General features: G+C 58.5%; 19 protein-coding genes and 1 pseudogene. 10 read left to right on the forward strand and 10 right to left on the reverse strand.

Translation table 11 applies throughout. The features are described 5' to 3' along the window. Positions 1-73: 73 nt before the first annotated feature. Genes KVH01_RS19575 through KVH01_RS19590 form a run of 4 tightly spaced genes read right to left on the reverse strand, consistent with a single transcriptional unit; the run spans position 74 to position 2,777 of the window. Positions 74-1,219, reverse strand: a complete 1,146-nt coding sequence (locus KVH01_RS19575) for a MalY/PatB family protein (protein WP_217882534.1) — start codon at positions 1,217-1,219, stop codon at positions 74-76. A 58-nt stretch (positions 1,220-1,277) separates the two neighbouring features. Next, positions 1,278-1,871, reverse strand: coding sequence for an FMN-dependent NADH-azoreductase (locus KVH01_RS19580; RefSeq protein ID WP_217882535.1), 594 nt, complete (start codon positions 1,869-1,871; stop codon positions 1,278-1,280). Continuing rightward, a complete protein-coding gene (locus tag KVH01_RS19585; protein WP_217882536.1) occupies positions 1,868-2,308 on the reverse strand; it encodes a GNAT family N-acetyltransferase in 441 nt (146 codons plus the stop codon). Before KVH01_RS19585 ends, KVH01_RS19580 begins: the two co-directional genes overlap by 4 nt. Further along, complete coding sequence (locus KVH01_RS19590; RefSeq protein WP_217882537.1) at positions 2,301-2,777, reverse strand: carboxymuconolactone decarboxylase family protein; 477 nt, start codon at positions 2,775-2,777, stop codon at positions 2,301-2,303. Before KVH01_RS19590 ends, KVH01_RS19585 begins: the two co-directional genes overlap by 8 nt. Positions 2,778-2,908: 131 nt before the next feature. Between KVH01_RS19590 and pdxR the strand changes: the two genes are divergently transcribed. Continuing rightward, positions 2,909-4,330, forward strand: a complete 1,422-nt coding sequence (gene pdxR, locus KVH01_RS19595) for a MocR-like pyridoxine biosynthesis transcription factor PdxR (RefSeq protein ID WP_217882538.1) — start codon at positions 2,909-2,911, stop codon at positions 4,328-4,330. Here pdxR and KVH01_RS19600 read toward each other — a convergent pair. From KVH01_RS19600 to KVH01_RS19620, 5 genes are all read right to left on the reverse strand, one after another. Then, positions 4,281-5,591 (reverse strand): MFS transporter, encoded by a 1,311-nt coding sequence (locus KVH01_RS19600; RefSeq protein ID WP_043049873.1) that lies wholly within the window; start codon positions 5,589-5,591, stop codon positions 4,281-4,283. The genes pdxR and KVH01_RS19600 overlap by 50 nt on opposite strands. Before the next feature lie 185 nt (positions 5,592-5,776). Next, entirely contained in the window at positions 5,777-6,409 is a 633-nt protein-coding gene (locus tag KVH01_RS19605; protein ID WP_217882539.1) for an N-carbamoylsarcosine amidohydrolase, read from the reverse strand. Positions 6,410-6,419: 10 nt separating this feature from the next. Then, positions 6,420-7,172: a maleate cis-trans isomerase family protein gene (locus KVH01_RS19610; RefSeq protein WP_217882540.1), complete on the reverse strand. Its 753-nt coding sequence runs from the start codon at positions 7,170-7,172 to the stop codon at positions 6,420-6,422. Between the two features lie 10 nt (positions 7,173-7,182). Beyond that, complete coding sequence (locus KVH01_RS19615; RefSeq protein WP_217882541.1) at positions 7,183-7,983, reverse strand: alpha/beta fold hydrolase; 801 nt, start codon at positions 7,981-7,983, stop codon at positions 7,183-7,185. After that, positions 7,980-9,113 carry an FAD-dependent monooxygenase gene (locus tag KVH01_RS19620; RefSeq protein WP_217882542.1) on the reverse strand — a complete coding sequence of 378 codons (1,134 nt, stop codon included), beginning with the start codon at positions 9,111-9,113 and terminating at the stop codon, positions 7,980-7,982. Before KVH01_RS19620 ends, KVH01_RS19615 begins: the two co-directional genes overlap by 4 nt. Before the next feature lie 306 nt (positions 9,114-9,419). Here KVH01_RS19620 and KVH01_RS19625 point away from each other — a divergent pair, with 306 nt between their 5' ends. From KVH01_RS19625 to KVH01_RS19640, 4 genes are all read left to right on the forward strand, one after another. After that, positions 9,420-10,472, forward strand: a complete 1,053-nt coding sequence (locus KVH01_RS19625; protein ID WP_217882543.1) for a M29 family metallopeptidase — start codon at positions 9,420-9,422, stop codon at positions 10,470-10,472. A gap of 306 nt (positions 10,473-10,778) precedes the next feature. Further along, positions 10,779-11,213: a MarR family winged helix-turn-helix transcriptional regulator gene (locus KVH01_RS19630; RefSeq protein ID WP_043049867.1), complete on the forward strand. Its 435-nt coding sequence runs from the start codon at positions 10,779-10,781 to the stop codon at positions 11,211-11,213. A gap of 141 nt (positions 11,214-11,354) precedes the next feature. Beyond that, a complete protein-coding gene (locus KVH01_RS19635) occupies positions 11,355-11,840 on the forward strand; it encodes a (2Fe-2S)-binding protein (RefSeq protein ID WP_217882544.1) in 486 nt (161 codons plus the stop codon). 2 nt (positions 11,841-11,842) lie between these two features. Further along, on the forward strand, positions 11,843-15,367 hold the full coding sequence (locus tag KVH01_RS19640) for a molybdopterin cofactor-binding domain-containing protein (RefSeq protein ID WP_217882545.1): 3,525 nt from the start codon (positions 11,843-11,845) through the stop codon (positions 15,365-15,367). Positions 15,368-15,416: 49 nt separating this feature from the next. Here KVH01_RS19640 and KVH01_RS19645 read toward each other — a convergent pair whose 3' ends face one another. Continuing rightward, complete coding sequence (locus KVH01_RS19645) at positions 15,417-16,085, reverse strand: TetR/AcrR family transcriptional regulator (RefSeq protein WP_217882546.1); 669 nt, start codon at positions 16,083-16,085, stop codon at positions 15,417-15,419. Positions 16,086-16,245: 160 nt separating this feature from the next. Here KVH01_RS19645 and ggt point away from each other — a divergent pair. The 5 genes and pseudogenes from ggt to KVH01_RS19670 form a co-directional block, all read left to right on the forward strand. Next, a pseudogene (ggt, locus tag KVH01_RS19650) lies at positions 16,246-17,397 on the forward strand (gamma-glutamyltransferase); the annotation flags it as partial. A 172-nt stretch (positions 17,398-17,569) separates the two neighbouring features. Further along, positions 17,570-18,706 carry a tyrosine-type recombinase/integrase gene (locus KVH01_RS19655; protein WP_169886697.1) on the forward strand — a complete coding sequence of 379 codons (1,137 nt, stop codon included), beginning with the start codon at positions 17,570-17,572 and terminating at the stop codon, positions 18,704-18,706. Then, the gene (locus tag KVH01_RS19660; RefSeq protein WP_217882547.1) at positions 18,703-20,316 is read left to right on the forward strand and encodes a hypothetical protein; all 1,614 of its coding nucleotides are present in this window, start codon (positions 18,703-18,705) and stop codon (positions 20,314-20,316) included. Before KVH01_RS19655 ends, KVH01_RS19660 begins: the two co-directional genes overlap by 4 nt. Next, entirely contained in the window at positions 20,316-22,160 is a 1,845-nt protein-coding gene (locus tag KVH01_RS19665; RefSeq protein WP_217882548.1) for a site-specific integrase, read from the forward strand. Before KVH01_RS19660 ends, KVH01_RS19665 begins: the two co-directional genes overlap by 1 nt. Further along, entirely contained in the window at positions 22,157-22,576 is a 420-nt protein-coding gene (locus tag KVH01_RS19670) for a hypothetical protein (protein WP_033901188.1), read from the forward strand. The genes KVH01_RS19665 and KVH01_RS19670 overlap by 4 nt, the downstream gene beginning before the upstream one ends. Positions 22,577-22,581 lie beyond the last annotated feature (5 nt).

The following is a 22,581-nucleotide window of genomic DNA, read 5'->3' on the forward strand; positions in this document are numbered from 1 at the left end:
CCGGGGTTTCAAAGCACAGCAGGCAACTATGCCAGGTGTGTGTTGAAAAGCCCCGGAGGGGTTCCGGCCGGCCTCAGCGCTTTTGTAAGCTGATTTCCATACGCCGCACACCTTCCTCGAGCATCGCCCGTGGGCAGCCGAAATTCAGGCGCACGAACTGGTGGCTGTCATCGCCAAACTCGATTCCTGCACTCAAGCCGACCTTGGCCTGTTCAAGGAAAAACTGCTGCGGGTCGTCCAGGCCCAGGGCGCTGCAATCGAGCCACGCCAGGAAGGTGCCTTGGGGCGCGTGCATCACCACGCCGGGCAGGCGCTTTTTTACCGCGTCGAGCAGGTAATCGCGGTTGGCCTGCAGGTACTGCACCAGCGCAGCGAGCCATTCGCCGCATTGGCTGTAGGCGGCGCGGGTGGCTTCCAGGCCCAGCGGGCTGACGCTGTCGACCATGCCGCAGCGCGCCTGATTGAATCGTTCGCGCATCTGGGCGTTCTGCACCACGGCAAAGCAGGTCTTCAAGCCGGCGACGTTATACGCCTTGCTCGCCGACATCAGGGTAATGGTGCGCTGGGCGATCTCGGGGCTGAGGCTGGCGGTGGGGATGTGGCGGCGGCCGTCGAAGCACAGTTCGGCGTGGATTTCGTCACTGATGATCAGTGCGCCGTGTTCCAGGCAAGCGTTGGCCACCGCCAGCAGTTCTTCGCGGGGGAAGACCTTGCCGATGGGGTTGTGCGGGTTGCTCAGCAGCAGTGCGCCGGCACCGCTCAATGCCTCGCGCATGGCCGGCATTGGCGTGATGTATTCGCCGTTGATCAGTCCAAATGGCACTTCGATGCGCGGCAGGTCCCAATGGCCGGGGGCCAGGCGAATCGGCCGATAGTTGGGGGTTTGCAATACCACCGCCTGGCCGGGTTGGACAAAGGCATGCAGGGCCATGTTGAAACCAGGTTCGACGCCGGGCAGGAACAGCAGCTCTTCAGGTTGTACGCGCCAGGCGTACTTGGCCCACAGGTCGGCGACGATGGCGTCGCGCACGTCGTCGCCGGCCATGCTGTAGCCGAGGATCTGCTGGTCGAGTCGTGCATGCAGGGCTTGCAATACGGCGGGCGGCGCGGCGATGTCCATGTCGGCGATCCACATCGGCAGAACGTCTTGCGGGTAACGGCTCCACTTGGTACTGCCGGTGCCGAGGCGCGAGTGGAGGGTGTCGAAATCAAAGCTCATGGAAGGCTCATGTCAGGGCGGAGGCGAAAGAATGGCGCTGATTCTAGCGCCATTCATCTTATAGGCCAGCGCTGATTGCCGCGGACAATTGCCGGTGTGCCTGCTCCAGGGCGCGGTTGACGGCTGCTTCGCCGCGGACCATGGCGCCCAGGTAGACGAACTCCACGGAGTGAATACCCACGGTAGCCAGGATCGCGGTCAGGTAGGGCGTAAGGAAGTCAGGCTCATGCCCCTTGCGCGCATTGCCGGAACTCACCAGCACGAAGGTGCGCCGATCCCCCAGCAGGCCGACTTTGGCGAACTGCTCATTGAGCGTAAAGCTGCGGTGTATACGCACCACGTGGTCGATCCATGCCTTCAGTGCCGCCGGTACGGTGAAATTGTGCACCGGGGTACAGAGGATAAGCAGCTCGCAGGCTTGCAGCTCGAGGATCAACTGTTCGGACAGCGCCATTGCATCGGCATTCAGGCCGCCGGGTGTCGTCAGTGCATAGGCATACTCACGGGTCAGCGCTGGCAACGCCTGGCTACCGTAGTCGCGTTCGCTGACCTGGGCGTCGGGCACCAGGTCAGTGAGCAGGGCGCGGGCCAGCTTGAACGTCTGCGCGGCTTTGCCATGGGGGCTGAAACTGAGCAACAGGGCGCGGGTCATTGGCTGAGGTCCTGGGAAAAGTGCATGCCTAGCGGCAGCAAGCCCTGGCGGAAATAGAAGCGCTGGGCCAGGGCCATATGCATGCCGGTATCCAGCACCAGGTAACGATAGCCCAAGTCGCGGGCCGCCTGGCGTACCCGCTCAAGCAGCTGTTCACCCAGGCGCCTGCGTTGCAGGGGGGCGTCCACGACCAGGTCATCAACATAGATAAAGCGGCCGTAGAGGGTATTTTCCGTGAGGCGGTAACCGGCCAGGCCAATCACCCGTCCGTGCTCGCGGGCGGCCAGCAAGTGGTAGCCGTTTTCCCGTTGGCGCTGGACCTGCCCGGCGAAGGCACTGGCGTCGGTCAAGTGCGGACGCAATTGGCGCATGATGTCGAAACTGGCCATGCAGTCGGCCACGGTTTCCATCAACTGGAACTCGACGTGCTCATTCATGGTTGAGATTCTCCAGATGCGCCTTGATCGCTGCCGGTACCTTGCGAAAGCTGATGGCGACGCGGTTCAGCGCGTTCATCAAGGAAATTGCCAGGGTCAGGTCGGCGACTTCCTTGTCACTGAATACAGCCGCAACGGCGGCGTAGTCGGCATCCGGGACCTGGCTTTGCGCCACCTGCGTGACTACCTCGGCCCAGGCCAGCGCCGCGCATTCACGGGGTGTGAACAGCACTGTCGCTTCGTGCCAGGTGGCCAGCAACATGATCTTTTCCAGGCTTACGCCCTGTTTGAGCAGGTCGCGGGAATGGGAGTCCAGGCAATAGGCGCAGCCATTGAGCTGCGAAACCCGCAAGTACACGAGGTCGATCAGTTCTTTCTCCAGGCCGCAGCGGTGGATATAGCTGTGCACGGAGCCCAGCGCTTTGTAGCCATCGGGGGCGGCCAGGGCGTAATCGAGACGGTGTTTCATGGTGCGATCCTTGTAGGTGTGGGGGATGCACCATTTTCGCGGCGGCAGTCGCCCGTCGACAGGGGCATGATTGGACAAGTGGGTTGGGACATGATCAGACTCCCACCCGTCTTGCCAACGAGCTGAATACGATGCCGTCATTGCCCAAATACCAGGAAATCTATCGGCGCTTTCGCCTGGCTATCGACCAGGGCCAGCTGCTGCCTGGCGAGCGTGTGCCTTCGGTCCGCGCACTGGCCCAGGAACTCAAGGTGGCGCGGGGGACCGTGGAGGCGGCGTATCAGTTGCTGGTCAGCGAAGGTTTTTTCCAGGCCCGTGGGCAGGCCGGTACGGTGATTGCCGCAACGCTGGCACCGGTCAAGGTAAAGCCATTGCCCAGGGTGCCACCGCTGGTCAGCGGGCCGCGCCCACTGCAAATGGGCTTGCCAGCGCTGGATGCCTTCCCGCGTAAATTGTGGGCACGCCTGGTCACCCGGCAAGTGCGGCGCATCGATGCCGACAGCCTGGCGATGGGCGACGAGCAGGGGGCCCAGGCATTGCGGGTGGCGATTGCCAGCTACCTGGCGTTGTACCGCGGCGTGGAATGCACGCCCAGCCAAGTGTTTGTGTGTGCCGGCTACGCCGGGTGCCTGACACTGCTGTGCGATGCATTGGACATGGCGGGACAGGCTTGCTGGTTCGAAGACCCGGGCTACCTGCATGCGCGACAATTGTTGCGCCATCAGGGGGTGGCGCTGGTGGGGGTGCCCGTGGATCAGGATGGGCTGGATGTGCAGCAGGGCATTGAGCGCGGCGAGCGGGCGCGACTGGCGATCGTCACACCAGCGCACCAGAGCCCGCTGGGGGTGGCACTGAGCCCGACGCGACGACGGGCCTTGCTGGGGTGGGCTCGGGCGCAGGGCAGTTGGGTGGTCGAAGATGATTATGACAGCGAGTTTCGCTACCAGGGCCAGCCGTTGGCAGCGTTGAAAAGCCAGGACGCCGATGACCGGGTGATCTATGCCGGCAGCTTCAGCAAGATGCTGTTTCCCGGTTTGCGCCTGGGTTACCTGGTGGTGCCGGCGGCATTGATCGACACATTTCAGCACAGTGCCAGGGTGTTGCAGCAGCGCAGTGCACAGCTACTGCAACTGACGGCGGCGGACTTTCTGGAGCAGGGGCATTTCACTCGGCATTTGAAGAAGATGCGCGGCTTGTATGCGCAGCGCAGGGCGATGCTGGTGCAAGCACTGCAAACGCATTGCGCCGCGTTTTTGCAGGTGGACGAGCAGGCCGGCGGGATCAATTTGCTCGCGCGGTTGCGTGTGCAGGTGTCGGATGTGCAGGTGGCAGAGGCCGCCGACATGGCCGGCCTGGGCGTTCAACCCTTGTCCGGCTGGACCCTCGAAGCCGGGCGTGAGCAGGGATTGCTGATGGGGTTCACCAATGTGGCAACGCCAGGGCAGGCCACGGACCTGGCCCTGAAGCTGCTGGAGATCTTGCAGGCGTGTTCGGCTCACGCGCTCAACGGTTCACCAGTTTCGCTGGCAGCGCAATCACCAGCAAACTGCTGAGCATCAGGCAGCCGGCAAAAAACCACAGCGCGCCCGCACTGCTGCCGGTCACGTCGATCGCCACGCCCATCAGCGAGTTGCTCACCAGGCCCGCGATATTGGCAACCGAACAGGCCAGGGCAAACCCGGTGGCCGCGGCAGTGCCTTTGAGAAAGGTCGCAGGCAGGCTGAAAAACACCGGCACGGCACCGATGATGGCGGCCGACGCAATCGCGAACAACGCCACGGTGGCAGCTACGTTATGGGTGAAGAAAGTGCTGGTGGCCATCGCCGCCGCGCCGATGAAAAACGGCACGATGATGTGCCAGCGGCGTTCGCGGTGCTTGTCGGAACTGGCGCCGATCAGCAGCATGCCGAGCAATGCGGCCACGCTGGGCAGGGCGGTGAGCATGCCGATATGGAAGGTGTCGGTGACCCCGGCATTGCGAATGAAGGTGGGCATCCAGAAGCCCATGGCATAGGCACTGAGCAGGATCGAGAAGTCGATACCGCCGAGCATCCACACCTTGAGGTTGAAGAAACCGTCACGGAAGCTGTGCTTGCTGCCGGCACCATCGGCGTCGTCTTTGCGCAGCTCGTTTTCCAGCAGAGCCTTTTCCTCATCCGACAGCCATTTGGCTTGCTGGTAGCTGTTGGGCAGCGCCCAGAACGTCAGCACCCCCAGCAACACGCTGGGTACCGCTTCGATCAGGAACAGCCATTGCCAGCCACGCAGCCCGGCCATCTGGTCGAAGTGGCCCATGATCCAGCCAGACAGCGGGCCGCCGATCACGCTGGACAGCGGCAGGCCGATCATGAACAGCGCGATGATGCGCCCACGCCGGTGAGTGGGAAACCAGGTGGTCAGGTAGTACAGCACCCCCGGCAGGAAACCGGCTTCGGCGGCACCGAGGAGAAAACGCAGGATGTAGAACTGGGTGGTGGAGGTGACCAGCATGGTGCAGGCCGAGAGCAAGCCCCAGGTGATCATGATGCGCGCGATCCAGATCTTCGCGCCGACCCGCTCCAGCACCAGGTTGCTGGGCACTTCAAAGATGATGTAGCCGACGAAAAACAAGCCGGCGCCAAGGCCGAAGGCGGTTTCGCTGAAGTGCAGTTGGTCGAGCATCTGCAGCTTGGCGAAGCCGATGTTGATGCGGTCCAGGTAGGCGGCCAGATAACAGAAACACAGGAACGGGATCAGCTTCCAGGTGATCTTGTGGTAGAGCGTGGTGACGGGGTCAGCGACTGTAGTCGCGGGCACAGCATTCGCAATGGGCATGGGGTGTCTCCTGGCGGTGACTTATGGTTTTTATACAGCCGCTTTTGTTCCAGCACTTCGGCGTGCTGTTAAAGCGACGTCCAAAGGCAGTGTCAGAAGACTGAAAGCTGCGCCGAGGTTTTCAACCTCGGCGGCTCACAGTTTTGTGCAGGACCGCGCTCTATGGCGCGGTTCCGGGTGAAGCCTTATTGCTCCTTGAATTGGCGCATCGCCTCCTGCTTGCTCACCACATCACCGTACTTGCTGTCGATATCGAACAAGTTGGCTTCGTGGGGCGCCGGATGGCGGTCGCCGACGCATTCGCGCACGACAATGGTGCGAAACCCGTGTTGCACCGCGTCCACTGCTGTTGCGCGGATGCAGCCGCTGGTAGAGCAGCCGGCCAGCACCACGGTATCGATACCTTGGGCGTGCAGCATCGGGGCCAGGCTGCTGCCGAAAAATGCGCTGGCGTACTGTTTGCTGATCACCACTTCATCAGGCTGAGGCAATACCTCGGTGCAAAACGCCGCCAGTGGGTTGCCTTCGACCATGTCTTTCATTACCGGGGCCTTTTTCACCCAGATGCCGCCGTCGGCGAAATGGCCGGGATGGTAGCGGATATTGGTGTGCACCACCGCAATCCCGTGTCGGCGTGCACTGGCCAGCAGTTCGACGCTTTCAGCCACGGCGCTGACCACGCCGGGCGCGAACAGTGGCGCGCCTTCGCGGGTGTAGGCCTGCATGAAGTCGATCATCAGCAGCGCGGCTTTGTTGCCGAAGCCAATGCGGTTGCCCCACACGCCCTGGTAATTGGCGTCGGCGGATTGTTCGCTCATTTCAATTCCCTCAGTAGGCGCCGGAAAGCAGGGCACCGGCCCCGGGAACGATGGGTTCCAGGTCCAGGGCCTTGAGCATGGCGTAGGTGGTGGCGATGGCGGCGGTGAGCACCGGTTTGCCGGTTTGCGCCTCGACCTTGGCCACCACTGGCAGCGACTGCATCTGCACGCAGGCCGACAGCACGATCACGTCGACGCCTTCCAGGTTCATGCCAGCAACGATGGCCGGCAGGTTGGCGGGGTCGTGGCGGGCCACTTCGAGGTTGTCCGGGATCTCCAGGGCGCGCCAGTCGACGACTTCAAAGCCTTCTGCGCGGATGTAGTTCACCACCAGCTCGGTCAGCGGTTTCATATAGGGTGCAACAATCGCGATACGCTTGGCGCCCATCACCTTCAAGCCTTCAATCAAGGCGCCTGCGCTGGTGATCACCGGGGCATTGGCGTCGTTGTTGGCCGTAGCCTGGCGCAGGCGTAGTTCGGAGTTGCGGTGATAGCCCAGGCCCATGGCCATGATCGCCACCAGGCAGGCATACCCCAGCACGTCGACCTTGGCGTCTGACAATTCGATGGCGCAACGGTCGGACTCGCCATCCATCGCCGCCAGTTCTTCCTTGCGCACTTGCTTCATGCGCATGCGGCTGGAGTGGAAGGTGAAGCGCTCGGGGCGGATCGCCTGGCGCGCGTTGAGCATGGCCGGGATCTCGGTTTCCATGGTGGTGTTGGAACTGGGCACGATCTGGCCGATGCGGTAGGGCTTGAGCATGGGGGTGTCCTTATGGTTGGGTGAGGAAGTCGCCAAGGGCATCGAAAAAACCCTCAAGGTCGTCCCACGGGATCATGTGCCCGGCGTTCGGCACGCGCGCGACCTGGATACTGGGTTGCAGGGCCTGGATTTCGGCGATGTCTTCATCGAGGATTACCCCGCCGCGCCCGGCCACCATCAGCAGGGCAGGGGCCTTGAGGTGGGGCAGGTCCTGATGGAAGTCCACCGTATGGAAGTCATTGAAGGCGCGCACGATGGCCGGTTCGTAGCAGGTGTGCAGCCACTCGGCGCGCAGTTGCAGCTGTTCATCGCTCCAGGTGGCGCAGAAGGCGCGCATCGCCTGGGCATCCATGCCAGTCAGTGACTGGCGGATCGAATCGACATACCAGGGCAGTTTGCTCGGGTAGTCCCGCCGGCCAGGGCCGGACACCGGCGGGTCGATCAACACCATGCGGTTGACGCCTTGCGGGTGCTTGACCGCACTGCGCACGGCAAAGCGCGCGCCCATGGAGTGGCCGACCAAGTGGTAGCTGTCCAGGCCCAGTGCGTCGGCAAATGCGCCAATGTCCTCGGCGCAGGTGCCGGCGCTGTAATCGAGTTCCGGCCCGGTGGACGACAGCCCGCGCCCGCGTACATCCAGCACATAGGTATCGAACTGCTCACCCAGGCGCTCGGCGACGAAACCCCAGGTAATCGCCGGGCTGGTGATGCCCGGGACCAGGATCAGCGCCGGGCCTGTACCGCCGTAGCGCAGATAGTGCTGGCGAATGCCATTGGCCTGCACGTTGCCGCCATGGAGAAAGGTACTCATGCGGCCACCCCCGACTTCAGCTCCTGGGCATACAGGTCGTAACCGTAGACCCAGGCCGGGTCTTCCTGGGTGCGTAGCCAGGTGTTGGCATTGGACACCGCTTGCACCCGGGACGCGCGTTCCTTGCGGTTGGCTTCATACAGTTCGAAGGCGCTGCGGTAGTCGCTGAGCCCGGTTTCCTGCAGGCAGCGGGTGAGCATGGCGGCATCTTCGATGGCCATGCCGGCGCCCTGGGCCATGTGCGGCTTCATCGGGTGGCAGGCGTCGCCGAGCAAGACCAGGCGACCGCGACTCCACAGCGGCAGCGGGTTGCGGTTGCGCAGCGGCCACTTGGTCACGCTGTCGGTGGATTCGATCAGCGCCTGCACGGTGGGGTGGTAGCCCTTGAAGGCTTCGAGCATTTCCTCGCGGCTGCTGTCGACGAAGGCGCCCTGGAAGTCCCATTCGGCATGGGGTACGCCGGTCACGTAGTAGTACTCGTCGCGCTTGCCGGTGGTGTAGTAGACCATCATGTGGCGATCCTCGGTCCACCACTTGATGCAGTCTTCGAACTTGAGGTCGTACTTGGCCAGTTGCTCGCCTCGGATCAATGCGCGGTGCGCCACCCAGCCGCTGTACAAGGGTTTCTCCACCCCCAGCAGTTCTTCGCGGATCTTCGAATTGATGCCGTCGGCGCCGATCACGATGTCGGCATAGGTCACCGTGCCGTCGGCGAAGGTCAGGCGCACCTGGGTATCGGTTTCTTCGAGGGTTTCCAGGCGCTTGTTGAAGTGCAGGGTACCGGGCTGCAGCGTGGACATCTGCAACGCATGCAGGTCGCCACGGTGCACGGTGATGTAGGAGGCGCCATAACCGGTGAGTGGGATACGCGAGAGGTAATCACCACTTTCGCCGCAGCGGCTGAACCAGTGCTCAGGGTGCGAGCCCATCAGGTCCAGCTGTTTCTCGATGCCCATGCGGCGGAAGATTTTCATGATGTTGGGGCCCATGTGGATCCCCGCGCCCAATCGGGAGAACTCCGGCGCCTGTTCGTAGACATCCACGTTGAAGCCGGCTTGCTGCAGCAGGGTAGCCGCAGCGGCACCGCCCAGGCCGGCGCCGACTATGGCGATTTTTTGTGTGCTTCCCATGGGCGTGATCCTCTCTTTTTTTGAATTCAGGCGGTGTCTGGTCCGCAAGGTTTTTAAAGTGTATACGCTCATTTTTTAAAATGGGAAGTCTGTGCGGGGAAATTTATTTTTCGGTCTTAAGAAGCTTGTGTAACTGGCAGTGTCTAGCAATTATTAGGTTTGTGTGGATTGGTAACGTTTTTAACTGGCGCTTGCAGTCCATCTTTAAATCAGGTCTCATCATCTTTAAGTGGTGTATACGCTATAAAAATGCACTAAGTTGAAGCGCGCTGCCCGAACAGGGTGCAGCCCTCAGGAGACAGGAAAATGCCGGTAAGCGACTGTGAATTGACCCAGATGTTTGAACACGTGTTGAAGCTGTCCAAGGTCGACCCGGCCCAGAGCGTCGCGGTGCTCAAGAGCCATTACTCCGATCCGCGTACTGTGCGTGCCGCCATGGATGCGGCGCAGCGCCTGGGGGCCAAGGTGTATGCGGTGGAATTGCCGTCGTTCAACCATCCGCGGGCGATGGGCAACGACATGACTGCCTACTGCGGCGACACCGCGCTCACTGGCAATATTGCTGCCCAGCGTGCGCTGGAGGCAGCGGACTTGATCGTCGACACCATGATGCTGCTGCACTCGCCGGAGCAGGAGCAGATCCTCAAGACCGGTACGCGCATCCTGCTTGCCGTCGAGCCGCCGGAAGTGCTGGCGCGCATGCTGCCCAGCGAAGAGGACAAGGTACGTGTGCTGGCCGCCGAACAGCTGCTGAAGAAGGCGCGCTCGATCCACGTCAAGTCCCGCGCCGGCAGCGACTTCCGCGCTGCTTTGGGCCAATACCCGTCGGTGACCGAGTACGGCTTCGCCGATGAACCGGGGCGCTGGGACCACTGGCCCAGCGGCTTCCTGTTTTCCTGGCCCAATGAAGAAACTGCCGAGGGCGTGCTGGTGCTGGACATCGGCGACATCCTGTTGCCGTTCAAAACCTACACCCGTGAAAAGATCACCCTGGAAATCGAAAAAGGCTTTATTACGCGGATTCACGGCGGGTTCGAGGCGCAGTACCTGAGCGACTACATGAAGTACTTCGATGACCCCGAGGTGTACGGCATCTCCCATATCGGCTGGGGCCTGCAACCACGGGCGCAATGGACGGCCATGGGCCTGCACGACAAGAACGACGGCATGTGCATGGATGCGCGGGCGTTCTATGGCAACTTCCTGTTCTCCACCGGGCCGAATACCGAAGTGGGCGGCACGCGCAAGACGCCGTGCCATATGGATATCCCGCTGCGCAATTGTGATGTGTATCTGGACGATGAGGCGGTGGTGCTGGGTGGCGATGTGGTCGCGCCAGCGCGATCACTGGCACGCTGAGTATCCGTGTGGGAGCTGATAGATATAGAGATCCAAGTGTGGGAGGGGGCTTGCTCCCGATGAGGGCGTGTCAGTGAGTGCATCAATACCTGACCCACCGCCATCGGGAAGCCCCCTCCCACAGTTTTTGCGGTGTGTCAGTTAAAGTGTGTATCTCTTAAGCTCATCCAGGCTGTACGGGTAAATAGCTCGATTTGCACAACACTGCAAAGCCAAATGTGGGAGGGTGTTTCTTCAAGGGCATCTTGAGTCCGTTCACTAACCCCGCCATCATGCCACCCATCCAAACCACGCACCGAGCCCGCCGTGCCTGATTCCTACGTTTTTTCTGAGCAAGTCGGCCACCTGCTGCGCAAGGCCTACCAGCGCCACCTGGCGATATTCCAGCAGAATGTCGGCGACTCCCAGCTCACCGCCGTGCAGTTCGTGACCTTGTGCGCGTTGCGCGATCAGGGTGCAAGCTCCCTCACTGAACTGGTCAAGGCCACCGCCGTGGACCAGGCGACCATCCGCGGTATCGTCGAGCGTCTCAAGGCCAAGGCGCTGATTACCCTGGAACCGGACCCTGCCGATAAGCGCAAGGTGGTGGTCGACTTGTCTGCCTCCGGCGCCGAACTGGTCGCGCAAACCGCACCGCGTGCGGCTCAGATCAGCGAATTGACCATGAGCAATCTCAACCCCGCCGAGCGTGTGGCGGTCCTGTTTCTGCTGCGCAAGATGATTGACGATCCCCAGGAATAACTTGCGCTGGCATCGTTTTTGCTCTGTGTTCATGTAGTAGCCACTTCATCAGTAGAGTGTGTCGCGAGGCCCCAGGTCCGCGGCGTTTTTTTTGATTATTTGATGTAGCAGGCACTTCACCAACCGGCACAGGCGAAGCGAATGACCAGCCAACTCATCACGGTAACGCTTGAGGTCAACGGCCAGACAAGCGAAGTCAGCGCCATGGCGGATACACCGCTGTTACTGGTACTGCGCAACGACCTGCAACTCAATGGCCCCAAGTACGGCTGTGGCCTGGGGGAGTGCGGTGCCTGCACCGTGATCATTGATGGCGTGGCCGCTCGTTCCTGTGTGTTCCCTCTGGCGGGTGCAGCAGGGCGCAGGATCGTCACCCTTGAAGGTCTGGGTACGCGCCAGGCGCCGCACCCGGTGCAGCAGGCGTTCATCGACGAGCAGGCCGCGCAATGCGGCTACTGCCTCAACGGCATGATCATGACTGCCAAGGCCCTGCTCGACCGCAACCCCAAGCCCAGTGAAACCCAGGTACGCAACGAGCTGTCGGGCAACCTTTGCCGCTGCGGCACCCATATCGAGATCCTGCGCGCGGTATTGCGTGCGGCACGCCTTATGAACGTGGACGGATGATCATGACCGAAACGACCCTTTCCCGTGAACAGTGGCTGGCCAAGGCCGGTGTATTGCTGGTTGTCGATGATGTATTGCCGCCCTCGGGGCCGGTGGCCAAGGGCGGCACGCCCACGGTCAAACCCAAGGAGCTGGGGCTGTTTATCGCCGTGAACGATGATGGCCTGGTGTATGCGTTCAATGGTCATGTGGACCTGGGGACCGGCGTGCGCACGGCGTTGGCGCAGATCGTCGCCGAAGAACTGGACCTGGGCATGGACCAGGTGAGGATGGTGCTGGGCGACACCGCGCGTGCGCCGAACCAGGGCGCGACCATTGCCAGTGCGACCTTGCAGATTTGCGCCGTGCCCCTGCGCAACGCAGCGGCAGAGGCGCGACGCTTTTTGTTGGCACGGGCGGCAGGACGCTGGGGCGTCGGTACCGCCAGCCTCAAGGTCGAGGCCGGTGTTATCCACGCCGCCGATGGGCGCACCACCACCTATTCCGAGCTGGTCAGCGGCCAGCATGACCAAGTGCGCATCAGCGGCAACGCGCCGCTCAAGGCCACCGCGGACTACCGCTTGGTCGGCCAGGACACGGCCCGCGTGGACATCCCCGGCAAAGCCACCGGCGAGCTGACTTACGTGCACGACATGCGCGTGCCGGGCATGCTCCATGGCCGGGTGGTGCGCCCGCCGTATGCGGGGCTCGACTGTGGGGAGTTTGTTGGCAATAGCCTGTTGAGTGTGGACGAAGCCTCCATCGCCCATATCCCCGGCATCGTCGCGGTGGTGGTGATCCGGGATTTTGTCGGCGTAGTGGCGTTGCGCGAAGAACAGGCGATCAAGGCTGCCGCCGAGCTGCAGGTGCAATGGAAACCGTGGGCTCACGCGGCGCCGGATATGCGCGACGTGGCGCAGGCCATTCGCGCCAACCCGCGCGTGCGCCGCACCGTGCTTGATCAGGGCGAGGTCGACGCCGCCCTGGCCAATGCCAGCCAGCGCATGCCGCGCACTTACCTCTGGCCCTACCAGATGCACGCCTCCATCGGCCCATCCTGCGCCGTGGCGGATTATCAGGACAGCGGCAGCCGCGTATGGTCCGGCAGCCAGAACCCGCACCTTCTGCGTGCCGACCTGGCCTGGCTGCTGGAATGCGATGAAGCCCTGATCGAGGTGATCCGCATGGAAGCCGCCGGCTGTTACGGGCGCAACTGTGCCGACGATGTGTGCGCCGACGCCTTGTTGTTGTCCCGGGCGGTGGGCAAGCCGGTGCGCGTACAACTGACCCGTGAACAGGAACATCTATGGGAGCCCAAGGGCACCGCGCAATTGATGGAGGTGGACGGCGGCGTGAACGCCGATGGCAGCATCGCCGCCTATGATTTCGAAACCAGCTACCCGTCCAATGGCGCGCCGACCCTGGCATTGCTGCTGACCGGCCGCGTCGAACCGGTGGCGGCGATGTTCGAAATGGGCGACCGCACTTCGATCCCGCCTTATGACATCGACAATATGCGCGTGACCATCAACGACATGGCACCCATCGTGCGGGCTTCGTGGATGCGTGGCGTGTCGGCCTTGCCCAACACCTTTGCCCACGAATCCTATATCGATGAACTGGCCTTCGCCGCTGGTGTCGATCCGGTGGAATACCGCCTGCGTTACCTCAAGGACCCGCGCGCCATCGACTTGGTGAAATCTACCGCCGAACGCGCCGCCTGGTCCCCACGCACCGCGCCGATGCAAACCGCCAGCGATGACCACCTGTTACGTGGCCGCGGCTTTGCCTATGCGCGCTACATCCACAGTAAGTTTCCCGGCTTCGGCGCGGCCTGGGCCGCATGGGTAGCGGACGTGGCCATCGACAAGCACACCGGCGATGTATCGGTGACGCGGGTGGTGATCGGCCATGACGCGGGGATGATGATCAACCCGGCGGGGGTTGAGCATCAGATCCATGGCAATGTAATTCAGTCCACCAGCCGTGTATTGAAGGAGCGCGTGACCTTCGAGGAATCCACGGTGGCGAGCAAGGAGTGGGGCGGTTACCCGATCCTGACCTTTCCTGAGGTGCCGAAGATCGATGTGCTGATGATGCCGCGCCAGGACCAGCCGCCCATGGGTGCCGGTGAATCGGCGTCGGTACCCAGCGCGGCGGCGATTGCCAATGCGATCTATGACGCCACCGGTATCCGTTTTCGCGAGTTGCCGATCACCCCGGAGCGGGTACTGGCGGCATTGAATGCCGGCACCTTGGCTGAGCCGGCCAAGTCGCCACAAAAACGCCGCAAATGGTGGTTCGGCGCGCTGTTCGCGACCCTCGGAGCACTGCTGGCCACGGCCTGGCCGTTGCACAGCGAAATCACGCCTATCGCAACGCCCAACCCCGGCACCTGGTCCAAAGCCACCCTGGAGCGCGGGCGCCTGCTTGCGGCGGTCGGCGACTGCGCGGTGTGCCATACGGCGCCGGGTGGGGCGCCCAATGCCGGCGGCCTGGCCATGCAGACGCCGTTCGGCACCTTGTACAGCAGCAACATCACCCCGGATGTGAACACCGGCATTGGCGCCTGGTCGTACCCGGCCTTCGAACGGGCAATGCGTGACGGCATCGGGCGCGACGGGCGTAACCTGTATCCGGCGTTTCCCTATACGGCATTTCGCAATATCAACGAGGCAGACATGCAGGCGCTGTATGCCTACCTGATGTCCCAAGCGCCAGTCAGCCGGGCAGCAACGCCGAACGCGATGAAGTTTCCGTTCAATTTCAGACCCTTGATGGCGGGGTGGAACGCACTGAACCTGAGGCGCGGCGAAATCACCCCGCAGCCTGAGCACAGTGAACAATGGAATCGCGGCAATTATCTGGTCAATGGCCTGGGACACTGCGCCGCGTGTCATTCGCCGCGCAACCTCATGGGGGCGGAAAAGGGCGGCAAGGCATTCCTCGCCGGCGGTGTGGTAGATGGCTGGGACGCCCCGGCGCTGACGGGGTTGTCCAAGACCCCGACGCCCTGGACCGAAGACCAGCTGTTTACCTATTTGAGCACCGGCTATTCCGACGCCCATGGTGTGGCGGCGGGCCCGATGGGGCCAGTGGTGAGCGAATTGTCGAAGCTGCCGAAGGCGGATATCCGTGCGATGGCGGTGTATCTGGCTTCGCTCAATCACGAAGCGGCAGCGCAGGCACAGGTTGCAGCAGCGCCTGTACCGAATCCGAACGGCCGGCGCGTCTTCGAAGGTTCGTGCAAAGCCTGCCATGCCGATGGGCTGGGGCCGAAACTGTTTGGGGTCAGCCCGTCATTGGCGACCAACACTAATGTGTTCAGCGACCAGCCGGATAATTTGATCAAGGTGATTTTGCAAGGCATCCCCCAGCCGGCGACCCGCGACCTGGGGTATATGCCGGGGTTCAGGGACAGCTTGTCAAATACCCAGGTGGCGGATCTGGTGGCCTACTTGCGCGGGCGATTTGCGCCGAACGCGCCACAGTGGCAAGGGCTGGAACAGAAGGTCGCCCACTTGCGCGCCAACCCCGGCAGCCATTGACTGTGGAAGAGGCGGCGCGACGATTCGACTTGTCCCCGATGGCGGTACTTCAGTTAATAAACCCCTCGGCTGACACACTGTCAGGCATGACGCCGCGCAGCACCAGGTCGCTGATGAATGCCAGCCAATCCTGCTGCTGTCCCTCGTTCGACAGGTCTTCACCCAGGAACGAACTGAGGGTATGGCGGTTGGAGTTGTAGAAGTAGCACAGCGAAGCAATCATCAAGTACACATGCTTGAGGTCGATGTCCTGGCGAAACACGCCCTGGGCCTGGCCGGCCTCGATGATCGGGCGTAGCACGCCGACCGCTTCACCGGACAACCGACGCATTTCGCTGGACTGCCGGGCATGCTTGCCCTGGTGCAGGTTCTCGATACTCAGGATCGCCACGAACTCGGGATGCTTGACGTAATAGTTCCAGATAAACGCCACCAGCTCGCGCAGGGCCTGGGCCGGTGCCGCAAGGTCCAGCTTGAGCTTGCCCTCGGCCTGGTTGAACTGCTCGTAGATATGTTCCAGCACGCAGGTGAACAGCTGCTCCTTGCTGCCGAAGTAGTAGTAAAGCATGCGGTCGTTGGACTCTGCGACCTTGGAAATGCTGTCGACGCGCCCTCCCGAATAGCCGTCGCGAGCGAACACCTTGACCGCCGCCTGCAGGATGCGCGCCCGCGTCTGGTCGGCCTGTTGCGCGCGAATACCAGTCTTCTTGATCGCCATCTCATAGGGCCTTGCTAGACACTCAGGGCGCGAAATATAACATGGGCTTTTTTGCGCCCGTTCTACCACCGACAAGTTCTGTAATAAAAACGCCATTGCGCTGGGGAATAAATCCGCAAGGGGCTATTTTGGTGCATCTCAATCACCAGAGTAGCCATGGATGAAATACCAACCTTTGAGCCGCACCTTGATTGCCACGGTGCTGGTATTGACGCTAGGCGGCGTGCACGCTGCGTCGCAAGCCCCGGTCGCCGGTGAAAATGGCATGGTGGTGACGGCCCAGCATCTGGCCACGCATGTTGGCGTGGATGTGCTCAAGGCCGGGGGCAACGCGGTGGACGCGGCAGTGGCCGTAGGCTACGCGCTGGCCGTGGTGTACCCGGCGGCGGGCAACCTCGGCGGCGGCGGTTTCATGACCGTGCAACTGGCCGACGGGCGCAAGACCTTCCTCGACTTCCGCGAAAAAGCCCCGCTGGCGGCGACTGCCGACATGTATCTGGACAAGGCCGGCAACGTGGTCGAGGGCCTGAGTGCCAAAGGCCATCTGGCGGTTGGCGTACCGGGCACCGTTTCCGGCATGGAACTGGCCCTGAGCAAATACGGCACGCTCAAGCGTGAGCAGGTGATTGCCCCGGCAATCAAGCTGGCGGAAAACGGCTTTGAACTGGAGCAGGGCGATATCGACCTGTTGCACACCGCCACCGGCGAGTTCGAAAAAGACCAGGACCTGCGCGGGATTTTCCTGCACAACGGCCAACCGCTGCAGGTGGGCCAGAAGCTGGTGCAGAAAGACCTGGCCAAGACCCTCAGGGAAATCTCCGCCAAGGGCACCGACGGCTTCTATAAAGGTTGGGTGGCCAAGGCCCTGGTGGACTCCAGCCAGGCCGGCAAAGGCATCATCACCCAGGCCGATCTCGACAGGTACAAGACCCGCGAGCTGGCGCCCATCGAGTGCGATTACCGCGGCTACCACGTGGTGTCGGCACCGCCACCCAGCTCGGGTGGCGTGGTGATCTGCCAGATCATGAACATTCTCGAAGGCTACCCGATGGCCGATCTGGGCTATCACTCGGCCCAGGGCCTGCACTACCAGATCGAAGCGATGCGCCACGCCTATGTGGACCGCAACAGTTACCTGGGCGACCCGGACTTCGTGAAGAACCCGATCGAACATCTGCTCGACAAGAACTACGCGGCGAAACTGCGTGACGCCATCGAGCCGCATAAGGCCGGGGACTCCCAGGCGATCAAGCCGGGGGTGTCGCCCCATGAAGGCAATAACACCACCCACTATTCCATCGTCGACAAGTGGTTGGTCGACCCCGAAGTGTTACACGTCGGTTGACCACCCCGCGTACCGCTTTTATAGTCCCCGGCCCAATCTCCACGGCCGCTGACGTGAATAAACAAATCAAAGTAATTAGTCATCGAGTCCCTTTACCAAGACTGATAGCACAAGTGTCTGCATTTACTAAAGTCCTTCTATGAAGCTCATCTTTTCTACCGAGAGCTTTGAGATGATGGGTAGGCCTTACCCAAAATTCCCGCTAATCCTTGGCTCAAATATGCACGTTGTTTCAGAGTCTTTCGAGTTTCTGATCGATGAGTGTGTCAAGCGTGGTCGCGTGCAAAGCGAAGGAAGTTGGCAAGTGTATGGAGGGGCAATCTATGACTTTCTCGCTTTCTGTGAGGCGAACGAACTTGACTGGATGGACAGCACTGACAGAGATAATCCTATTCTTGCAATCTATAGAGATTGGAGCCTAACCGAATGCGGTCTTGCACCACAAACAGTGAATGCACGCCTGAGGATAGTAATCAAACTCTACAAGTTTGCGTTGCGAAAAAAATGGATTTGCTCACTCCCTTACAGAATCGAAGAGATTAGAGTTCGCCAGCCAAAAGGGTTTCTAGCACATACCGATACCACGGGTGGTTATAAAATGACGCCAGACGTTTTGGCCAAGTCTCAAAAAACTAGGATTGGTGTTCTTACCCACGGGCAAGTTAGTCAGCTCCTCTCGTCCGTAAGCAACACGGAACACCTGCTTATTACGCGTCTCGCGCTAGCGACGGGCCTCCGCAAGCAAGAGTTGCTGACATTTCCTGTTAAGTACGTCAGAAACCCCGCGGAGTTCACCGGATCTAAGTACCATGTGAGAGTAGATCTCGATCCAGGCGATATGACTCTTAAAGGCGGCAAGCCCAGAGGAATCGATGTTCCAACTGCCTTGATGACAGAACTCTGGCGATATGTTCAATTGGAGCGGGGGAAAAGATCCTCTATAAGCGGCTTGCATCAATCAGTACTATTCCTTAATTCTTCTGGCCTCCCTTGGAGTAGCAATGGAAGGGGGCTAAATAAAGTGTACAAAGATCTTGGCCTTCCGTTCGACGTTCGGCCTCATATCTTGCGGCATACTTATGCTACTCATTCTCTGTATCTGCTCAGGAAGCTTAAGACGAGCTTTGATCCGCTTATGTATATTCGCGACCGAATGGGCCACGCTAGTCTTTCAACAACTGAAAAATATCTCCACTATTTGGATATTCTAGAAAGTAATGTAATGGATGAGTTTCAAAGCGAGCTTGATAACATGTGCAGGGGAATTGCTCAGTGAGCAAGGCGAAGGATTTCAAAATCCAAAGCCCATCTATTAAGCTTGCTGTTGAAGGCGGTGCGGCTGTGAGGCTGCATCCAAAAGTTCCGCCTGTGATACAGCATGTCGAGTTTCCGGCGAGTACGTCCAATCAAAGGGTGTTTAATTTCGCTCCATTTTATAACAAAGGGTTCGATGAGGTCGTTACTAACTGCCAGTCGACTATAGAGAGATATTTGGCCCTGGCAATTTCAAGTAATCAAACCGAGATTTCGATTGGTACTGTGGCTGGTTATTGTAACGGAGGACTTAATAAATTCTTTGCCTTCTGTGAGATTTGGTTGTCTGCTATGGGTGGCGGAAAGTTAATGTTGTCGGACATTGACAGAAACTTTATTGCATCTTTTAAGAAGCATCTTGAGTCTAAATTGGCGTATGGTGGTCAACGCACGGTTTATTTTAGATTAAAGTCAGTTCTCATGGGTATTAGGCAGGTAGACTTCAAGACAATATTGCCTGGGAATCCTTATCCGAATATTAAACAAAGAACAAAGTCCGAGAAAGCCTATTCCAAGGGAGAGCGGAAAAGGCTTGTGCAAGCACTATCCACAGAGATACACAGGATAAAGGCTGAAGCAGGGCCACTGTCAGCCAGCGAACTTGCGTATTGCATTTTTTGGATATCGACCTGTACAGGGATTAACACGCAGCCATTACTGGAGTTGCGTGTTGATGCTCTGCAGCCGCATCTTTTTCATCCGCACAAACGCCTTCTTGTTACTTACAAAAGACGCGGGAGAAATACTCATATCACCACACTTCGTGGAAGCACTGATATTGAGAGTGTTTTCGAAATGGCTCCGCGCGTGGATGCGATATTTAAGATTGTAGAGAGCAGAAATCGGACTCTGCGGTTAAACAGCTTGTTTCCTGATTCGCTATTCATTTTTCTACAGAGCACAGACATGGCTGCTCAGCCAACTCGAATAGCCTCCGGACAGGTTATTCGTGCTGCTAAACTGTTAGTCAGAAAATATGATCTGAAGGGAGATGATGGAACTCCTTTGGTTTTGAGTGTGGCGAAACTTAGGAAAACGTTTGTAAACAGAGTTTTCGAGTTATCTGGCTATGACCCTGTTGTGGCTGCAGCGCTGGCCGGGCATACGATACAAGTGAGTGATGACCACTATCTGGCCCCACCGCCTGATGCGGAGCAAAACCATGCGTTCATGGGGGAGATTCGCAATAAAGAGTTGCTCTCAGCAACCGTAGATCGCACATCTGTCGCCAGCTGCAAGGACAACGTCAGAGGCCACAGAGCCCCTAAGAATGGCAGTGTTTGCGTGGAGGTTTTTGGATGCTTTAAGTGCGAAAGCTTCGTGGTGACAGGAGACGATTTGTACAAAATTTTCAGCTTTTACTTTTACGTTATTTCAATGAGAAACGAGATGGGGGGGAAGCGGTGGGGGCAGGAGTACGCTTACATAATACGGGTTATTGATAGGGATATCGCGACAAAGTTTGATAAAAATGTTGTTGATCAAGCTAAGAGTCAAGCCATGAGCGAACCCCACCCAATGTGGCGCTCGACCAAAAATAACATGATGCTTTTAGATGTTGAGGAACTGTAATGGTAGCTGTGGCTGATCCGCGCATTCTAAATCAGAATATGACAAGGCAAGCAATTGATCAGAATAATTTTGCGCAAGTTATCTTCTCATATGCACAAACTGCTAGCGGAAACTGGTCTGTACTTAGCCGCTTTACAGATGATACTTGGATCATCCCTGACTCCTATTTCCCCACTAATGTTACCAGTTCGCATAAAAGACTTGAATTTGGACGGTACCCTGAGCAGTTTCGTCATGTGATGAAAGTATGTGTTTTGAAATATGCTCTTTTTGGACTTTATGATCAAGGTGCTCCAAGAGGAAATACAATAATCCATTTTTTTGTAGGCACGATTTCGTTCCTCACTTATATTTCGAAACATTCGGTGGATCTGCAAAGCATCAAGCCAATATTATTTTCCAACTATGTTTTTGATTCTAAAACTGTTAAAGGTCGAAAAGCAGATAAATTGTCTGTGGATGCTCTTCGGTCCAGATTTATCGCTGTGCAGACCTTACATCATATTAGTCAGGGTACCATTGATCCAATGCCGCATCCCTGGCCTGATTCTTCTGCATCAACACTTGCAGGAAAGAATGGCACAGCTTGGTATCTAAAGGGGAAAACTCCGATCATCCCTGATGAGGTTTTGGCACCTCTATTCCAGAGCGCGGCGAAAGATATTGAACGTGCCGAACATCTATTAGAACTGCGCGATGGGTGTCTTGAAATTCAACGCAGGATATCAAAGGCGAGTTGGACTCTCTACACCACGCAATACTTGCAGAGCTTGGGGTATGACGGTGGTCGTCGAAGGTTAAACGCCGAGCTGAGAAAAACATTTATTGCTTCCGCCATTATCATACTTACAACCAGTGGCGTTAGAAATCATGAGCTCCTTTCGATAAAAAAAGGGTGTTCGTTCACTAATATTGATGATGACGGTAACACTATAATCTGGATGAGAGGGCGATCAGAAAAGACTTATGAGGGGGACACCGAATGGATCATTACCGATATCACTAGGAAGGCAATAAACATTGCAACCCGAATAACTGAGCCGCTACGTAATGAGCTTGAAAGCGACATAAATAGGCGTTTGCATGCAGACCCAGAATGTACTGCGACTTGGCAAATGACCGCCTACAGGGAGGCTATATTTATCGGGCGAAATTTCGTTACCGGAAAAATACAGACTATCTCGAGTGGGTGGCTTGGAAGCTTGGTTAGTCAGTATTGTAAAGGCATCGGCTTGAAGTGGAAGATTTCCCCTCACCAATTCAGGCGTACTTTTGCCGTATACGTTGTTCGCAGTGCCAATGGTGACATCCGATATCTGAAGCAACACTTTAAGCACTGGAGTTTAGATATGACTGCGCTGTATGCCTCGCACGATGAGCGAGACTCTGAGCTGCTTGATGAGGTTATGGCAGCTTTCAGTGAAGCCAAATATGACGTTCTTGAGCATATCCTAGATGAGTCCACACCGCTTAGCGGAGGACTAGCGGAAAGCGTGAGAAAATTCCGTGCTGCAAAGATCCAGACATATAAAAGCCATTCCGCAATGGTTAAAACCGTTTCTGATTCGGTGTTTATCCGGGCAACGTCAGTTGCTTGGTGTACCAATGACTTAGTAAGTTGCGTTGGCGGTTCAGGTGTTGAAGCCACGCGCTGCGGAGACTGTGTCAACTCTATAATAGACGACACGAAAGTTCCCGTGTGGCAAGCCATCTACTCTCAGCAGCTTGAGTTGATCAAGCTGACCGATATTGGCGCCTCTGGTATCGAACGCGTAAGAAGGGATATGGCTCGTTGCACGAAGGTATTGTCTGACTTGGGCGCTGAAGTCGGAGGTGGGTTTTGAACGATGACGTAAAATCGGTAGCGACCAAAGGGGAAGCTACAAGGAAGGCGATACGGCTAGCCATTCTTGCGATCACGAAGGGGCGTCCCAGAGTAATTTCAAAAGACAGAAAAATATCCATCAAGGCGGTTGCGGATGAGGCAGGAGTAAGTAACGCGACTATTCACAATAACTATGCGGATTTGGCCGAGCAAATTCGACTGTTAGCCAACAAAGACGTTCGCCACCAAAGAGACGCTACTCAGCAGGTGCTTGTAGAGCAGCGCAGAAAGGCGTCTCAGCTCAGAGCGGAGATTATCCAACTCAAGGCCGAGGTCGCTGAGATCGCCTCCGTAAACGCTACGTTGATGCTTCAGAATGCAGAGTTGCGGTCGAGACTCACCAGCCCGAACGTCCATGAGCTGAAAAAACGGTAAAAATC

This window comes from Pseudomonas khavaziana, from assembly GCF_019145205.1.
Lineage (GTDB): Bacteria > Pseudomonadota > Gammaproteobacteria > Pseudomonadales > Pseudomonadaceae > Aquipseudomonas > Aquipseudomonas khavaziana.